Here is a 17,012-nt window from a genome sequence, read left to right on the forward strand (position 1 = left end):
TACAGAGATTCTAAAAGGTGTAAAGTTCAAAATCCCTCTTACATTTGCTTCAACTAATCGGTCAGTTGTTTCTTGTGCTACATTTGATGGAATCGTGATAATAACAATTTCAATTTGTTGAACTTTCAGTTGTTCAATCATATCATCCATATGGTAAATAGGAACACCACTTAAAATGGTACCTACGATTTCTTTATTTATATCAAACGCGGCACTGATCCGCATATTATTGCTTTGATGGAAGTTATAGTTCAATAAAGCATGTCCTAAGTTCCCTACTCCAATTAGAGCAACATTTGTTAAGCGATCTTGTTTAAGCGTTTTGCTGAAGAAGTTCATCAAATCCTCAACATCATAACCGTATCCTCTTTTTCCTAAAGCACCAAAATATGAAAAGTCTCTTCGAATTGTTGCACTATCTACTTTAATAGCCTCACTCAATTCAGTTGAAGAAACACGTACTTTTCCGGAATCGTGTAAGAATCGCAAATAGCGATAATAAATAGGCAATCGCCTAGCCGTTGCATTGGGTATTTTTTTTTCTACCATTCTTTTTCCTCCATCAGTTATAATCAAATTTCTTCAATTGATTTGCTGTTTCAAATTTCACAAGCAAACAATTATATATTTTCCTTCACAATCTTTTTTCAAGTGAACGGTATTATTATATCACTTCCCTATTATATTACTACCACTTTTTTTGTTTTTTTTATAATTTCATATACTTACTATTAGTTATATTACTAAAATTCACATGAATCCTTGTGAATTCACTTCTGAAAAGTTAGCCTATAATGGATAGTAATTTCCCTTGAACTAAATCTATGCTAAACTACTATTGAGAATGATGAAATGAGGACCAAGACTATGATTCTATTACAAGCACAACATGTTGCCCGTTATTTTGGAGCAGAAGTGTTGTTTGAAAATATTTATTTAGAAATTCAAGAAAACTCTCGTATCGCTTTAGTTGGAAGAAATGGTACAGGTAAATCGACTCTTTTAAAAATGATTGCAGATATCGAGCAACCTGACTATGGAAAAATTGTTAAAGGCAAACAAGTCACTATTGGGTATTTGGCTCAAAATACTGGTTTAGCCTCTGAAAGAACTATATGGGATGAAATGTTACTAGTTTTTGAACCTGTTATCCAACTTGAAAAAGATTTGCGTACTATTGAAAAACAACTTGGAGATCCAGAACTGCTTTCTAATGAAGAACTATACCACGCAACATTAAATCGCTATGATCAGATTCAGCACCGCTTTCGTGAGGAAAATGGCTTCGGATATCAATCTGAGATTCGTTCTGTCTTACATGGTTTTCGTTTTTATGAAGAAGATTATACTAAACAAATCAACCAACTTTCTGGTGGCCAAAAAACGCGATTAGCTTTAGCAAAATTATTGTTAGAAAAGAAAGACTTACTGATTCTTGATGAGCCAACAAACCATTTAGATATCGAAACATTAAGCTGGCTGGAAAGCTATTTGCAATCTTACAAAGGAGCATTGCTGATTGTTTCTCATGACCGTTACTTTTTAGACAAAGTCGTGAATGAAGTTTATGAGATTAGCCGTAAAAAGATTTCTCATTACAAAGGAAATTATTCAAGGTATTTAGATCTGAAAGCTGCACAACTTGAACAAGAATGGAAAGAATTCGAGAAACAACAAGGCGAAATTGCTAAATTAGAAGATTTCGTCAACCGTAACCTAGTCCGTGCATCAACAACGAAACGAGCGCAAAGCAGACGGAAACAGCTAGAAAAAATGGATCGGATTGATAAGCCTCAAGGAGACGAAAAATCAGCTCATTTTTCATTTAAATCAGAAAAAGAAAGCGGCAATATGGTATTGTCTTTAACTAACGGTGCAATTGGTTACGACGATACTATTTTATCTAGCCCTATTGCATTAGATGTGCGTAAATATGATTCTATTGCGTTAGTTGGACCAAATGGAATTGGAAAATCCACGTTATTAAAATCACTCATTGGACAACTTCCATTAATCCAAGGCGAAAAACAAATGGGTACAAATGTATTATTGGGTTATTATGATCAAGAACAATCTGATTTGAATTCAACTAAATCGGTTCTAGCAGAGCTTTGGGATGATCACTCAACTACTCCTGAAAAAGACATTCGTTCTATTTTGGGCAGTTTCTTATTTTCTGGAGCAGATGTTGAAAAATCAGTTTCATCCTTAAGTGGTGGTGAAAAAGCACGTTTGGCTTTAGCTAAACTGGCTATGAATAAAGACAATTTCCTCATGTTGGATGAGCCTACGAATCATCTAGACATCGACAGTAAAGAAGTATTGGAAAATGCTTTAATTGATTTTGATGGGACATTGTTGTTTGTCTCTCATGACCGTTACTTTATTAACCGAATAGCGACAACCATCATTGAACTCTCTGAAAATGGCAGTACTCTTTATTTAGGAGATTACGACTATTACATTGAGAAGAAAGCTGAACAAGAAGAGTTGCGTTTGATAGCTGAAGCTGAGACCGCAAAAACAGACAAAAGCGAACCCGTACCAACGATAAAAGCAAATCGAGAAATCAATAAAGAAGAGCAAAAATTGCTACGCCAATTGACGCGTCGAATTGAAGCGATTGAATCAGAAATGGAAGAATTTGAAACGATCATTACAAATTGTGAAACGCAATTAATTGATCCAGAAGTATTCGGAGATCATCTGCGCGTGCAAGAATTAAACGTAGAACTTAACGTTGCCCAAGAGAAATTGGACAATTTAGTTAATGAATGGGAAGAAAAAAGTCTACAATTAGAAGAATTGCAATAAAAGACAAAAAATTTTATTCAACAAATTCTATGGATGCTTTTAAAAAATTTCTTATGAAATAGACGGATTCGCTTGTATAGAGCCCTGGCACCGTCTTAAGCCTAAAGTCTTAAGATCTTTCAAACCTCAAACACAGCCTAATCGCTAGAGCGCTAATGCCGAGTCATTCGCATTGAATACTCAATAGGCTACAAGCAATTCTATTCCTCCAGAAATTCATTTTTTTACAAATGAACCCATCTATCAATCATAAAAATCAAAAAAAAGAAATTGGAATAATCCAATTTCTTTTTTGCTTTAATTAAAAGTTAATCCTGGTTTAGCATTCAACGCATAATCGGTGAATTGGTCTTTTTGGTATTGAATAAATGCGGCTGCTCCAATCATAGCTGCATTATCCCCGCAGAGCGACAAAGGCGGAATAATCATTTCTACATCTGGCAATTCTTCAGCCATTACTTTTGTAAAAGTATCACGCAACCCTTTATTTGCAGCTACTCCTCCTGCTAAAAGCAATTGTTTCACATCATATTCTTTAGCTGCTCTAAGCGTTTTTGAAACCAATACTTCAGTCACACTTGCTTGAAAACTAGCAGCTAAATTGATGTCATTTAAGGGTTCCCCTTTTTGGTTAGCATTATGAACAGTATTAATAAAAGAACTTTTTAGTCCGCTGAAACTAAAATCATAATTATCTTCTTTTAGCATCGCTCTTGGAAAATGATAGGTATCTTCTCCAAGGTGGGCCATCTCATCAATTTTCTTTCCACCTGGATAAGGCAAACCTAGTACTCGTCCAATTTTATCATAAGCTTCCCCAGCTGCATCGTCTCTGGTTTCCCCAATAATTGTGTAGTCACCATCTTCTTTCATATAAACCAGCTCAGTATGACCGCCACTAACGACAAGCGCTAGAAGTGGAAAAATAAGCGGTTTAACCAATCGATTGGCATAAATATGTCCTGCCATATGATTGACAGCAATCAACGGCAATTGGTGAGCATACGCAACAGCTTTCGCTGCATTAACCCCAATTAAAAGAGCGCCTACTAAACCTGGGCCTTGAGTAACCGCTACTGCAGATAAGTCATCATAGCCAACTTCAGCTTCCGTTAAAGCTTCTTCGATACATTGGGTAATTTGTTCAACATGGTGTCGGCTGGCAATTTCAGGAACAACACCGCCAAAACGCATATGGCTTTTTATTTGTGACGCAACTATATTTGAATGAACGATAGTTCCATCTTCAACTACAGCCACACTTGTTTCATCGCAACTCGATTCAACAGCTAAAATTAAATTTCTCTTTGCAGACATGCTTTTCACTCTTTCTCTAATGAACTCTTTTTATATGCTCAATTGCATAATCAAGGCATGGTCTACTGGACCATGGTAATAGTTTTTACGAACAGCAATCGTTTCAAAGCCTAGTTTTTTATATACAGTGATAGCCGCTTTATTTTGCTCTCGGACTTCTAAAAATAATTTCTTTATTTCTTTGGCTTTTAAATATTCTATAAAGGAGCGCAAAAACAACTGACCAATTCCTTGATTTTTAAATGGCGTCAAAATACCAAATGTTGTTATTTCGGCTTCATCAAAAAGCTGCGTATACCCGATGAATCCTATTTTTTTATTTTTGTGTAAAGCAATCCCATATTCATTATAAGTTCCTGTCAATTCACTCTTATAGATTTCAACAGACCACGGACTTCCATTTGGATAACTATTTTCAGCTAATTGATACAATTCCTGTTCGGTTAACGCTGAACTTTGATTAAACAAAAAAACAATTTCTCGATCTGTTGTACGCTGATTATCCATCCCTCAAACCCTCATATAAATTTACTCATTTCCAGTGCATCTTCTTTATCACCAGTATAGTAATCTATTTTTATTTTTCCTTTTTGAAACCCCAACTCAGCATAAAGGCGTTGCGCAGTGTCATTTGAAATGCGAACTTCTAAACTTATTTTTTGCATACCCTCATGCTCAGAAATTTTTTGTAGTTCAGAAATCAAGAACGTAGCGATTCCACGCTTTTGATAATTTGGAATAACAGCTACATTTGTAATATGCGTTTCTTTTTCTACTAACCAGGCACTAATAAACCCGATAGCCTTATTAGACTCCCGAACAATCAAATAAATAGCCCGGTTATTGGTTTTGATTTCCTGTTCTAGCGCTTTTTTATTCCAAGGCGTTTTACCATTGTAACAAAGTGTTTCTATTTCTAAAATATCTGAAATATCTGATACTGACGCAATTGATGCTTTCAAAAAAGAACCGTCATTCAACTGAATCATTTCTCGCTCTAGTCTTGTCCGTTTAGCTAAATTTCCGCTAAAAAAAGGGCGTATAAGCGAATCAATTTCTTCAATGCTAAACCACTGTTTAAATTTTCTCAACATACGCTTCCTCCAGTTGATCTGGATGTTCTTTGCGCCAATTTTCCTCCGCTTCTGCTAGTTTCAAGTAATCAGGCGTAAACGTGTGAGCATCCACAGGTTCTTCCTTTAATCCTAATAGGCCTAAAACACTTGCTTTTGGAAGGTGGTCTTTTAATGGAGCTTCATACACCCGGTTCATTAAATAACGTTCAAATGTGTCTTTAAATATAGCTTGATCTTCGCCAATCAATTCAAATGTTCCTTCTTTTTTACTTAAGTATTCAGCCCACTGTTCAGCCGAAATGTGTTTGTCTTCTTCGATTTGAATCAATTTCCCATTTTGCCATTGGTATAAACCCGTATAAATATTTTTTCGACGAGCATCAAATAAAGGTACAAGATAATGCGGTGAAGATTCACAGTTTCCAGCTAAGATTTTTAAACTAGAAATGCCTACTAATTCAACTCCCAGAGTCCAAGCCAACGTTTTGGCAACCGTGACACCAATTCGTAAACCTGTGTATGAGCCTGGCCCTTTAGCTACTACTATTCGATTTAGTTCACTGGATTGCCATTGTACATCCTTCATTAATTCATCAATAGCAGGCATCAAGCGTTCGCTATGATTACGTTTGATGTTTGTTGTGATTTCTCCTATAACTTTCTCATCATCTAATACCGCAATACTCATTGCTTGATTCGATGTATCTATTGCTAATACCTTCATGAAACGGCTCCTTTTTGTCCAACTTAATTCTAGCTTTATTTTAGCACATATCTCTTGAAAACTTAAATTCCTAATTTTTAATTAGTCTTATGAAAGCGTATTAGTTGATTTTTTATTTTTAAGAAGTTATGCTTTATTTGTAAGATAATTCTTATCACTTTTCCAAATACTCAACTCTATACGTGATGTATTTGGTCAGTTAAAATTATCGCCGTAAAAAAATCTAGTCTCATAGGAGGAATTGTTCATGGATAAAGATAACGGAATGAAAGATAAAGCTAAAGGTATTAAAGATAAAGTTGTCGGTGAAGCTAAAGACTCATACGGTGACGCAACAAACGACCACAGCAAACAAGCTGAAGGTAAAGCTCAAAAAGCTAAAGGCGAAGTAGAAAAAAAAGTCGGTAAAGTAAAAGACGATTTTAATGATAAGAACAATAAGTAAGAATTAACTTTGTTTCCCCCTAAAGAGTACTGCTAACGTGGTACTCTTTTTAACTTAATTTATTTTTTTAAGGAGGTAATCAGTTGGCTAAAATTTTAATTACTGGAGCGACTGGAACAATTGGAAAAGTCCTAACGTCTCATTTAAAAAACAACCATGAATTAACTTTAGTGGATATTGATTTTTCTGATTCTGACAAAGAACTTGTGGCAGGTACGGCCACAAAAGAATTGGATTTATCTGTTTTGGCTAATTGGAAAGGTTTATTGGACGGGATTGAATACGTCATCCAATTAGCTGGAGACCCTAGTCCAGATGCTGAATTTTACGACAGTCTTTTAGATTTGAATTACAAAATTCCTCATAATCTTTATATGGAAGCTTCAAAAAATGATTCTGTTAAACGAATTATTTTTGCCAGCTCAATTCATGCTGTTGATGCTTATCCACAAAATGTTCAAGTAGCTACCAATGACCCGGTTAGGCCTGCTGACTTATACGGTGTATCTAAAGTTTACCTAGAAGGTTTAGCAAGTCATTACGCTTTTACAACTGGTCTAGAATCGATTGGTCTTCGAATTGGAGACTTCAAAGAAAATGATAAGCCTGCTTTAGATGCACCAGAGGCCATGGCGAATTATTTATCTGGTAGAGATATGTGCCATCTTATTGACTGTTGTTTAACAGCTCAGTTGAAAGAACCTTTCTTATTAGCTAATGGCATTTCCAATAACACTTTTCCCCGTTTAGATATTGATCAAGCGAAAGTGGATATTGGTTACCATCCAAAAGATAACGGATTTAATATGTATGGGTATTTCAAGAATGATTAACTAAAGAAATGGCTTCGTTACTCCCTTATGAGAGAAACGAAGCCATTTCTTAATTAGGACGTGTTTGAAAACTACTAAGACGCATTGCGTCTGCTCAAATAGGAAACTGACTTCAAGTTGGCCGAATGAGGATTTATTGTGCCTACTCAAATAGAAATTGGTTTTGAGTTGATCGAATAAAGACTCATTGCTTCTATTCAAGTGGGAAACGACTTTGAGTGAGTCGAATGAGGGCTTATTGCGTCTACTCAAACAGATAACAATTTTGATTCGGCCTATCGCAGCTATTTTTCTCGTGATAAACTAGTTTTAAAACACCCCCTAATTTTCCCAATCATTGTACTCACTTTTCCGAATCATTTTCACTTCATAAATAGCTTTTATGACGATTGCTACTACTGCACCTATTAATGCTCCAAAAGGACCAAAAACAAGCATACAGACAACTGTTGAGATAAATGTGTACAGAGGTCTTACCCCTATTTCTCTACCTGTCACAAAAGGTTCAGCAATTTGGCGAATCACGGTAACAATGATATAGACCAAGCCTAATTGCCACGCAATAGTTGTATTTCCAATCAAGAAGTGAACAAGTGCCCAAGGAATCATGATAATTCCACTTCCTAAAATAGGGATAATATCGACTACTGCTACTCCTAGAGCTTTTATTCCCCAGTAATCCATTCCTATGATAAAAAATCCAATACATAATAGAATAAATGTTAATGCTGCTAATTTTAATTCTGCTTTGAAATAACCCTTGATCCCTTTTATCGACTTAACCAATATTTCTTTTACATCTTCCATTGTCATCCCTCCTTTTTCCATTTATTTATTTCTTTATTTCATTGTACGAGATTCATCATATTCTGTAATCCAACTTGAGTAGTATCTTTAATCATACAAAAAAATCCTATTAAACGCCAACAGTACGCTACTGCCGTTTGATAGGATTTCCTTCAGTTACTTTTTATTTTTTTAGATGAATGCCATGATTAAGAAATTCAAAACAAACAATAATGTTGAGACCCATAATACAGGATGAATATCTTTACTTTTCCCTTTGACTACTTTAACAATAACGTAGAAAATGAACCCAGCAGCGATACCATATGAAATGCTATAAGATAATCCCATAAAGATAGAAGCAAAGAATGCTGGAATAGCTTCTTCTAAATTGTCCCACTTGATTTCTAAGAATGAAGACATCATCATCACACCGACTAAGATTAAAGATGCAGACGTTGCTTGAGCAGGTACAAGTGCGACTAGTGGTGAGAATAAGCTTGTTAACAGGAATAACACAGCTACAACAACACTTGTTAAACCGGTTCTTCCGCCGGCGCCAATACCAGCTGCACTTTCAACAAAAGTCGTTGTGTTAGATGTTCCAAAAATAGCGCCTACAGAAGTTGCGATAGCATCTGCGAATAAAGCTTTATCCATTTTTGTTTTAAAACCAGTACTATTGTCTAATGCTTCTTCATCTTCTTTAGTAAAGATACCTGTTTTGCGGCCAGTTCCAATAAATGTTCCAATCGTATCAAATACATCTGACAAACTGAAAGCAAAAATAGTCATGATTACTAAAGGCAACCGTGACGCACTACTGAATAAAGAAATCATTCCTTCACTCCCAAATGCAGCACCAAAAGTCGTTCCTAGTTCTGTAAAAGCACTTCCTAAGGAATTAGCTGGGTTAGAAATGACTGAAACGTCTACTACACCCATTGGAATTCCAATAATCGTTGTAACAATGATACCAATCAGAATAGCTCCTCTTACATTTTTCACTAATAAAATGACAGTGATAATCAAACCAATCAAGGCTAATAATGATCCAGGACTTGTAAAATTCACTAATGCAGGAACAATCCCCCCACCAGTTACGACACTTGAAATACCATCCGAATAAGAAGCTGTTGCATCAAAAGGTGCATTATTAATCGTTTGGATATTACCTGGTTCAGAAGTGAACTGAAGGAATCCTGAGTTTTTAATTCCGATGTAAGCAACAAAAACACCAATTCCAGCACTAATCGCATGTTGCAGACTTTCAGGAATCGAACGAATAATCATTTTACGTATCTTTGTTACCGTAATTAATATATTAAACAGTCCACAAAGAAAGACCATTGCTAAAGCTTCTTGCCATGTAAAACCTAGTGCAAAGACAACTGTATAAGTAAAGAAAGCATTCAATCCCATACCTGGTGCCTGTGCATAAGGTACATTTGCAAATAATCCCATCACTAACGTTCCAATAGCCGCAGCAATCAAAGTTGATAAGAAAACAGCTTGTGAAGGCATCCCCGTTAAAGAAAGAATTGCCGGATTGACAAAAATAATATAAGACATTGCGAAGAAAGTCGTTAGTCCTGCTGTAATTTCAGTACCTACCGTCGTTCCATTTTCTTTTAATTTAAAAAACTTTTCCATTTTACTATATCCCCACTTTATTTATATTACAAAGTGAACCGTACTAGTTAAATCTACTGAGTTTCAGTCTTTCTACCTAACTGTTGGTAAAGCAATAATTACAAAAACAATATAAATAATCACAGTTATCCCAATGCATCTAATGTATCTCTAAATAAACTAAAATGAGTTTATTTAGAACCAATAGTCTGAACATTTACGGTGTTCGGTAGAAACTTAAAGCCCATATCGCTTAATTATATTCGGTTCTAAACATTGCAAGTTAATTATATAAGATGATTTTTTATAAAACAACCTTAAAATGTATATTACATTAAAAAAATCAGTTGATTGTTCGTGTTTTACTCGAAATTCGCTATTATATCACTATTTTGTTTAATTACCGTCATTTTTACTCTTATTTGTTTCTAATTCTCAACCGCTTTCTTTTTCCCATCACTTATTTTCAACAAGCGTTATCTTTTCTAATTTTTCTTTAAATACGTTACAATAGACTCAAACAATACAGGAGGGAATTATTATGGATTTCACACAGGTAAAAGGGTATAGTGAATTAGATTCAGGTCAAATCAGCTGGTTGACCAACGTTTATGCGCAACACATGGACACATTGGATGATCCTCCTAAATACACTAAAGAAAATATTGATGAAGTCCTATGGAATAATGAACTTCAAACAATGGATGTTCACTTTAACAATGGTGAAATTGTTCATTACAGCAGTAATGGAGATTGGCATTACGAATAAATTCGCTTAAAAAACGGCCACTTACTTTTGATGAAATAAATCATCAAAAGTAAGTGGCCGTTTTTTTATTAGAAACACCGCTCTTCTCAGACCAAAAAACATGAGGCTAGCGAAACTTGTTAGTTAATCTATTCGTCATACTGATTTAACTAAGTCATTGTAACGAATTCTTCAGCTCCAGTAGGGTGAATCGCTACTGTGTTGTCAAAATCAGCTTTTGTGGCACCCATTTTAATGGCTACTGCAAATCCTTGGACCATTTCGTCTAACCCTTTTCCAAGTCCATGCAAGCCAACAATTTTTTCGTTTCCTCCTTGGCAAACCAATTTCATATAAGTTTTTTGTCGGTTAGCTGTTATGGAACTATGCATAGAAGTAAAAGTAGATGTGTACACTTTGATATCTGCTTCTCCATACATTTCTTTAGCTTCTTCCTCAGACATACCAATCGTTCCAATTGGTGGATGACTAAAGATAACCGTTGGAATATTCGTGTAATCTAAAAATGAATTTGGTTTGTTATTAAATAAACGTTCAGAAAGTCGACGTCCTGCAGCTATAGCCACAGGCGTTAATTCAATATGTCCGGTCACATCTCCAATAGCATAAATATTTTTGGCCGTTGTATTTTGGTATTGGTCCACTGTAATGTATCCACCAGCATTTAATTCTACATCCGTTACTTCAAGGTTTAAGTTTTTTGTATTTGGTTGACGGCCAATCGCCCATATAAGTGTATCTGTTATATGAGTAGATCCGTCTTCAAAGTGGATCGTTAAAGTGCCGTCTTCATTTTTTATGACTTCTTTAGGAATAGAATGAGTATGCAAAGTTGCACCTTCTCTGGCCATTGTTTCAACCAGTCCTTCCACAATGATTGAATCAAAGTTCCGTAATGGAGCGTGCTTTCTAACAAATAAATGAGTATCTGAACCTAACCCATGTAACACACCTGCTAATTCAACAGCAATATAACCTGCACCAATAATCGCTACTCGTTCAGGTAATTCCGTTAATTCAAAGAATCCATCTGAATCAATTCCATATTCTGCACCAGGAATTTTTGGTAACTCAGGACGTCCGCCTGTTGCAATCAAAAAGTGATCAGCAGTTAGTTGCTCACCATTTACTTCAATCGTATGTGCATCAATAAATTTCGCGTATCCATTGATCAATTCAACGTTGTTGTTAGTTAAGTTTTTTTGATAAATCGTGTGTAGACGCGAAATATAATTTTCTCTATTTTTTACTAATTTTTCAAAATTCAATTGACTATCTTTGATTGTAATACCATAGTCTTCTGCATATAATTTCATATCATCTAGCATTTGAGCGCCATGCCACATAACTTTTTTAGGCACACACCCTACATTCACACACGTTCCACCAATAGCATTTCCTTCAATCAAAGCAACGCTTGCTCCATGCATTCCTGCACGGTTAGCAGAAGCAATCCCGCCACTTCCTCCACCAATTGCAATATAATCATAATGTTTACTCATTTTATAAATTCCTACTTTCTTCCATATGCTTACTTAAGTATAGCGAATTATTAGTCACAAAGAAAGGAGAAGCTTTTGCAAGATTCATTTGCTCGTGTAATTATTCTGCAAGATTCTTAACCTCTTCTTTAAAATGGATTTAATAAGTGAGCTGTTTATGCATTTATTTTTTAGTTGTTGCTACAGGATCTGCTGGCATAATAATATTCAAGATTAATGCTACTAAACAACTTATTACAATCGCTGATTCTCCAAATAAAATTGCTACTAAATCGGGTAAACCTGCCATCGCTTCAGGAACTTGAGTTAATCCTAATCCAAATACTAAAGAAAGACCAATGATTACTTTTGAACGATCTGTTAAAGGCTCTGCCGTTAATATACCAATTCCTGTTAGTGTAATTTGAGAAAAAATGATAATAGAAGCTCCACCAATAACTGCTTGTGGTAAAGTAGAAATCATCGCTCCAAACTTAGGGACTAACCCAGCAGCTATTAAAAAGACTGATCCAACCGCTACAATATAACGACTCATCAACTTAGTAAAAGAAATCATCCCAACATTTTGACTAAAAGAGGTGTTCGGTAAAGAATTGAACATAGCTGCTAATGCAGAAGTCACTCCATTTGCTATGATAGATCCAGATAGTTCTTTATCTGTTGGCTCTCTATCTGACCCACCCATCGTTATTGCGGTAACATCTCCAACTGTTTCTACTGCTGTAACGACAAACATAATCAACATAGGTGCGATAGCACCCCATTGAAACGTCAATGGGAAATAAAGAGGTTGAGGCAATGAAAACCAAGTTGCTTCTTTTATTGGACCAAATTCAACCATGTTAAGAGCAACCGCCACAATATATCCTATAACAATAGCAATTAAAATAGATGATGTTTTAGCCATACCTTTACCGAATTGATTTAAAATTAAAACTAAAAACATAACAAATAAAGAAACTGACCAATTTTTCATTGAGCCAAACGTTTCAGACCCATTTCCACCAGCCATAGCTTGAATACCTGTTGGGAGTAAGGATAAACCAATCGTCAACACGACTGTTCCCGTAACAACTTTTGGAAAAAATCGTCTTAAGGGTTGTAAAATAAATCCTAATCCTGCACAAAAGAGCCCACCAACGAATGTAGCTCCTAGTAAACCAGAGATACCGTATCCACTAGCGATTGAAATATTAGTTGGTAAAAAACCAAAACTAGTTCCCATTACAACAGGAAGCTTAGCCCCAACTTTCCAGATTGGGTAACACTGTATTAACGTCGCTACCCCAGCCATTACCATTGCACTTTGGACTAAAACGGTTAAATCTCTGCCGGAAATTCCAACTACTTTTGCTACAATTATTGGAACGGCTATATTACCTAAAAACATGGCGAAGATATGTTGCAACCCTAGCGGAACTGCTTCCCTCAATGGAGGAATACCATCTACATCATACTTGCTTCTATTAAAGGGTTTATTTCTCTTCATCGAAGAAAGAAAGTTCATTTAATCAGCTCCTAATTTATACTTATAACTCACGCCTGACTCCGTCGGATACCTTCAATTTTTTCTATTTTCAAATGTTTTCTACTAATTTTCCGACCGCAAAATCAGGTCCTCTATCTTTAGATACGTTGCTCCAATACGTTAGCTCTTTATGATCTTGACTTTTTAATTTTAAAAGAGCAGCTACCAATTTTTCTTCTGTAAACGTGTTCGGATCCAATATTTCAGCTAATTGTTTCTTTTCACAATCATAAGCAATATTAAATTGATCGCTTGAAAAAGGTAAAATAATCATTGGTTTGCCATAATAAAGTGCTTCAGTAAAGGTATTGCAACCTCCGTGAAAAATGACGCTATCCATATAAGGCATTAAAGCTTTTTGTGGAATAAATTCTTCAATAATAACAGAATCAGAGCGATATTCGTTTAATTTTCCAGCATTACTTCCTGCTGAAACAATCAAAAGTGAATCTGGATTAGCTTTCTTTGAGCCGATTATTAACTTTTCAAGTACATCCACTCGATTAGATAGAAATGTTCCTAGAGTAATTAATAGTCTATTCTTTTTATCTTTTATTTTGTTTTGCCACTCTTCATCGAGTGTCTCTTCTTCAAAGCAATTACCCATAAAAATTTTATTGGGTAACTGATTAGTATCTTCAATCGAGTCAAAATCAAAATAATTATAAAGGATTGCTTTATCTGAAACTAGACTAAACGCATTTTCTATTGGTTTACGATTGCTCGAACTTTCTTCTATCATTGTATTAAAAATTTTTGTAAATTCGTTTTGAGTTTTTCTTGAAACTTGTTTTAACTCGTGTAGCTGTTTTTGATTCACAGGTATTACAGAAGGCCAATCATTAGGGACACCATAGTTCTCATTCTTCATTGGAATCGTTCGTGGATGAGGTGGACAAAATGTTACAAAAGGAAGCTCTAAGGTATACAATCCTAAAGTAACTCCATAGGATAAAATATCCACCACATATAAATCTACCTCTAAAGAATCAGCTATTTTTTTGATTTTCGAAACGAGTTCCTCCGGTTTATAAAGCATGTCTTTTTTTCTATGCTTAGACTGTGTAATGAGCGTTTCGACAGCTCCTTCTCTGGTTGATTCAAAAAACTCATCTAATCTATCTTTTTCTGAATCAGGCTGGTTCGTGATTTCAGCTTTGCTAATATTTTTATTTTTACTGATATCTATTTCATAAAAAGATAAGTTTGCTTGTTCAACTTGATTTCTAAACTCACTGCTACACCCAAACGTTACCTCTTTCCCGATTTTTTTAAAACTCTTCGCAAGAACTAGTAAAGGCGTAAAATGAGAATAAAAAGGAGGACTTATAAAAAACAGATGATTAGCGTTCATTCACTTTGCTCCTTTCGAATGATAAATAAAACAATAAAAATTCTTTAGCTATTTCTTCCATAGAAAAACGGTCTTTGACGGTTTTTTCTCCAGCATCTTGTATTTTTTTAAAAGCTGCCGGATTATTTTTCAATCGCTGAATAATGAGTTCTGTTTCTTCAGAAATGGTTTGCCAATTGGAAGTATCAATTAAAAATCCATTGACATCATTCTCTAAATAACTTTTTACGCCTCCTCTTTCAGGTCCTAGCACCAAGAACTTTTGTGATAAGGCTTCTAGAATAGCTATTCCAAATTCTTCTTTTTTACTTGAACAAAGATAAATTTGTGGATAATTTTCTTGATGCTCCATAATTTCATTTTCAATCATTCTTATGTTTTCATTTGACAAAGCACCAATATGACAGAATTTATCTCTCAGATGTGGGTGTTCAGTGAAGTATTCTTCAAATGAATGAATCATTTTCATTTCTTCATTACTAGGATTCTCTATATCTCCACCAATCAGCAATAAGTTATACACATCTGAGATGCTCGAATTTCCCCATGCTTTTAACAATTCATCTTGAGATTTTAGCTGTTCTAACCTCCCTACATTTAAAATAATTGGTCGATCAAAAAATTCTTTTTTCAAATTGACTTCTTTTAATTCTTTGTTATGAGTTGATTTCTCATCACTATTTTTTGAATTCCCATCAACTTTTATTCCTTCACTAATCATCCACACGGTTTCTTTTTTATCTTCTTTAAGTAATTGTGGGAAATAAGATTCTAATTCTTTTCCCATTATATGATTACCTATTCCAACTATTTGATCACTTTCAAAAATTAATTCGTCACCTATCTTTATTTTATTTAATTTTTGAAAAAAGTCATTCGCATCAAAGGATTTTAATGTTCCATCGTTATTGATCATGTTTCGATGCGGATCCGGCGTTAAGGTGAAAACTAATTTTTTACCTAATTCCTTGCTTAAAAGTGCTACTGCTTTTGACGCATTATCTAAATAGCGAACATGAAAAATATCTGGTTCAATTTCTAATTTCTTTAAGAACCTATCAATTGCTCTTTTAATAAATTGTTCCTTTTTTAAATAAGGATCTTTAATTGTTTCATCGATATAGATAGGGACTCTCAGAAATAAATGGTTATCAGAGTAAAAATTCATCAGGGATTTATTATGGGACCATTCATTTGTAATTGTTAAGGTTACAACTAGAGAAACTTCTTTTGACTTAGACAACTCACTTCCTAGTGTCTTCAAAAATACCGCCATTCCACCATTATTGCCTTTTCCACTATTCTCAAAATCGCCATAGAACATTGATTGTAAAATTGTTAGCCCATTATGCTTAACGAGTTGTTCTCTATTGATGATAGCCATATAATCACTGAACAATTTTTTATTTGTTTGAAAAGGAATTAGACGTTCAATGTCTTCATAATTTAGTTTTTCTAGTGAATAAAGCTCTACCAATAAATCTATCAACTGAATTTTAATATTAATTGGATAATCTTCTTTCAGCCACTCATATATAATTGATTCAAATCCCTCTACTTTAAAATGATAAAGATAGTCTATTACTATCGAGAAAACATCCAACTGCTTTATGTGGTAGGTTACTAAATTTCCCACCATTTCTTTAGTCAATACGTCCCTACCACATTCAATACAACTATCTATTAAGGCATAAACAATTGCTCCATTTGTTTTCTCTTTAGACAACAGATTAATCACTTCTTTATCGAAACCTTCCTGAGTAAGAAGGTTATTGTTGTCCATAACTAACTTTACTAGATACCGATCTAGGTAGTCGTTTTGCCCTAAATAAGCAAGACCTTTAATCAGTTCACTCTCTTCTAGTTCTTTTTTTGTACTGAGTTGTATAATCTCTTTAAACGATTTTAAAAGGATTTCTAATTTTAAAGTATCCACAAGATTCTCTTCTTGATATTTCTTTAAAAAGAATAAAGGGAATGAAGAATTCTGTTCTTTCTCAAAATAATTATTCCTCAATTCGATAAACTTATTCATGGTTTACCACCTTTCTAAAAGAAATCGCATTCACCTTATTCATTCAACTACTGACATTTTTTCTGTTTCAAAACGATGTTTTTAACTAAACTCTTAGAAAATATTATAGCATAGTGCCATAGTAACCGTTAAAGAACCGACTTTGTTTATTCCTGTAGGGCCTGCCCAACTACCTAGTGAATCTAATAAAAACTTAG

General features: G+C 34.6%; 15 protein-coding genes and 1 riboswitch. Of the genes, 4 read left to right on the forward strand and 11 right to left on the reverse strand.

The features are described 5' to 3' along the window. Positions 1-549, reverse strand: a 549-nt coding sequence (locus tag CAT7_RS07235; RefSeq protein ID WP_007723880.1) for a redox-sensing transcriptional repressor Rex, incomplete at its 3' end; no start/stop codon positions are given. A 318-nt stretch (positions 550-867) separates the two neighbouring features. Here CAT7_RS07235 and CAT7_RS07240 point away from each other — a divergent pair. Next, a complete protein-coding gene (locus CAT7_RS07240; RefSeq protein ID WP_007723882.1) occupies positions 868-2,814 on the forward strand; it encodes an ABC-F family ATP-binding cassette domain-containing protein in 1,947 nt (648 codons plus the stop codon). A gap of 297 nt (positions 2,815-3,111) precedes the next feature. On the opposite strand, the gene tsaD is transcribed toward CAT7_RS07240, so the two are convergent. Genes tsaD through tsaB form a run of 4 tightly spaced genes read right to left on the reverse strand, consistent with a single transcriptional unit; the run spans position 3,112 to position 5,931 of the window. Continuing rightward, positions 3,112-4,131, reverse strand: coding sequence for a tRNA (adenosine(37)-N6)-threonylcarbamoyltransferase complex transferase subunit TsaD (tsaD, locus tag CAT7_RS07245; protein ID WP_007723886.1), 1,020 nt, complete (start codon positions 4,129-4,131; stop codon positions 3,112-3,114). A gap of 30 nt (positions 4,132-4,161) precedes the next feature. Next, entirely contained in the window at positions 4,162-4,638 is a 477-nt protein-coding gene (gene rimI / locus CAT7_RS07250; RefSeq protein WP_007723888.1) for a ribosomal protein S18-alanine N-acetyltransferase, read from the reverse strand. A gap of 11 nt (positions 4,639-4,649) precedes the next feature. Then, entirely contained in the window at positions 4,650-5,225 is a 576-nt protein-coding gene (gene rimI / locus CAT7_RS07255) for a ribosomal protein S18-alanine N-acetyltransferase (protein WP_007723890.1), read from the reverse strand. Beyond that, complete coding sequence (tsaB, locus tag CAT7_RS07260; protein ID WP_007723893.1) at positions 5,209-5,931, reverse strand: tRNA (adenosine(37)-N6)-threonylcarbamoyltransferase complex dimerization subunit type 1 TsaB; 723 nt, start codon at positions 5,929-5,931, stop codon at positions 5,209-5,211. The genes rimI (CAT7_RS07255) and tsaB overlap by 17 nt, the downstream gene beginning before the upstream one ends. Positions 5,932-6,178: 247 nt before the next feature. On the opposite strand from tsaB, the gene CAT7_RS07265 reads away from it, so the two are divergent. Both CAT7_RS07265 and CAT7_RS07270 read left to right on the forward strand, forming a co-directional pair. Next, complete coding sequence (locus tag CAT7_RS07265) at positions 6,179-6,376, forward strand: CsbD family protein (RefSeq protein ID WP_007723895.1); 198 nt, start codon at positions 6,179-6,181, stop codon at positions 6,374-6,376. Positions 6,377-6,459: 83 nt separating this feature from the next. Continuing rightward, on the forward strand, positions 6,460-7,209 hold the full coding sequence (locus CAT7_RS07270) for an NAD-dependent epimerase/dehydratase family protein (protein ID WP_007723897.1): 750 nt from the start codon (positions 6,460-6,462) through the stop codon (positions 7,207-7,209). Between the two features lie 321 nt (positions 7,210-7,530). Here the strand turns inward: CAT7_RS07270 and CAT7_RS07275 are convergent, their stop codons facing one another. Continuing rightward, the gene (locus CAT7_RS07275; RefSeq protein ID WP_007723898.1) at positions 7,531-8,016 is read right to left on the reverse strand and encodes an AI-2E family transporter; all 486 of its coding nucleotides are present in this window, start codon (positions 8,014-8,016) and stop codon (positions 7,531-7,533) included. A 171-nt stretch (positions 8,017-8,187) separates the two neighbouring features. After that, positions 8,188-9,648, reverse strand: a complete 1,461-nt coding sequence (locus CAT7_RS07280; protein WP_007723899.1) for an NCS2 family permease — start codon at positions 9,646-9,648, stop codon at positions 8,188-8,190. Between the two features lie 164 nt (positions 9,649-9,812). Continuing rightward, positions 9,813-9,913, reverse strand: a riboswitch (purine riboswitch). A gap of 255 nt (positions 9,914-10,168) precedes the next feature. On the opposite strand from CAT7_RS07280, the gene CAT7_RS07285 reads away from it, so the two are divergent. Next, positions 10,169-10,396: a hypothetical protein gene (locus CAT7_RS07285; protein ID WP_007723900.1), complete on the forward strand. Its 228-nt coding sequence runs from the start codon at positions 10,169-10,171 to the stop codon at positions 10,394-10,396. A gap of 149 nt (positions 10,397-10,545) precedes the next feature. Here the strand turns inward: CAT7_RS07285 and gorA are convergent, their stop codons facing one another. The 4 genes from gorA to CAT7_RS07305 form a co-directional block, all read right to left on the reverse strand. Continuing rightward, a complete protein-coding gene (gene gorA / locus CAT7_RS07290) occupies positions 10,546-11,898 on the reverse strand; it encodes a glutathione-disulfide reductase (protein ID WP_007723901.1) in 1,353 nt (450 codons plus the stop codon). A gap of 163 nt (positions 11,899-12,061) precedes the next feature. After that, positions 12,062-13,405 (reverse strand): uracil-xanthine permease family protein, encoded by a 1,344-nt coding sequence (locus CAT7_RS07295; RefSeq protein ID WP_007723902.1) that lies wholly within the window; start codon positions 13,403-13,405, stop codon positions 12,062-12,064. Between the two features lie 70 nt (positions 13,406-13,475). Next, positions 13,476-14,780, reverse strand: a complete 1,305-nt coding sequence (locus CAT7_RS07300) for a glycosyltransferase (protein WP_007723904.1) — start codon at positions 14,778-14,780, stop codon at positions 13,476-13,478. Then, complete coding sequence (locus CAT7_RS07305) at positions 14,770-16,815, reverse strand: glycosyltransferase family 4 protein (RefSeq protein WP_007723905.1); 2,046 nt, start codon at positions 16,813-16,815, stop codon at positions 14,770-14,772. The genes CAT7_RS07300 and CAT7_RS07305 overlap by 11 nt, the downstream gene beginning before the upstream one ends. Positions 16,816-17,012: the final 197 nt, after the last annotated feature.

This window comes from Carnobacterium sp. AT7, from assembly GCF_000171855.1.
Classification (GTDB): Bacteria; Bacillota; Bacilli; order Lactobacillales; family Carnobacteriaceae; genus Carnobacterium_B; species Carnobacterium_B jeotgali.

Coding starts and splice junctions, on each gene's coding strand:
- CAT7_RS07240 (WP_007723882.1), top strand. CDS start 868: ATGATTCTATTACAAGCACAACATGTTGCCCGTTATTTTGGAGCAGAA.
- tsaD (WP_007723886.1), bottom strand. CDS start 4,131: ATGTCTGCAAAGAGAAATTTAATTTTAGCTGTTGAATCGAGTTGCGAT.
- rimI (WP_007723888.1), bottom strand. CDS start 4,638: ATGGATAATCAGCGTACAACAGATCGAGAAATTGTTTTTTTGTTTAAT.
- rimI (WP_007723890.1), bottom strand. CDS start 5,225: ATGTTGAGAAAATTTAAACAGTGGTTTAGCATTGAAGAAATTGATTCG.
- tsaB (WP_007723893.1), bottom strand. CDS start 5,931: ATGAAGGTATTAGCAATAGATACATCGAATCAAGCAATGAGTATTGCG.
- CAT7_RS07265 (WP_007723895.1), top strand. CDS start 6,179: ATGGATAAAGATAACGGAATGAAAGATAAAGCTAAAGGTATTAAAGAT.
- CAT7_RS07275 (WP_007723898.1), bottom strand. CDS start 8,016: ATGGAAGATGTAAAAGAAATATTGGTTAAGTCGATAAAAGGGATCAAG.
- CAT7_RS07280 (WP_007723899.1), bottom strand. CDS start 9,648: ATGGAAAAGTTTTTTAAATTAAAAGAAAATGGAACGACGGTAGGTACT.
- CAT7_RS07285 (WP_007723900.1), top strand. CDS start 10,169: ATGGATTTCACACAGGTAAAAGGGTATAGTGAATTAGATTCAGGTCAA.
- gorA (WP_007723901.1), bottom strand. CDS start 11,898: ATGAGTAAACATTATGATTATATTGCAATTGGTGGAGGAAGTGGCGGG.
- CAT7_RS07295 (WP_007723902.1), bottom strand. CDS start 13,405: ATGAACTTTCTTTCTTCGATGAAGAGAAATAAACCCTTTAATAGAAGC.
- CAT7_RS07300 (WP_007723904.1), bottom strand. CDS start 14,780: ATGAACGCTAATCATCTGTTTTTTATAAGTCCTCCTTTTTATTCTCAT.
- CAT7_RS07305 (WP_007723905.1), bottom strand. CDS start 16,815: ATGAATAAGTTTATCGAATTGAGGAATAATTATTTTGAGAAAGAACAG.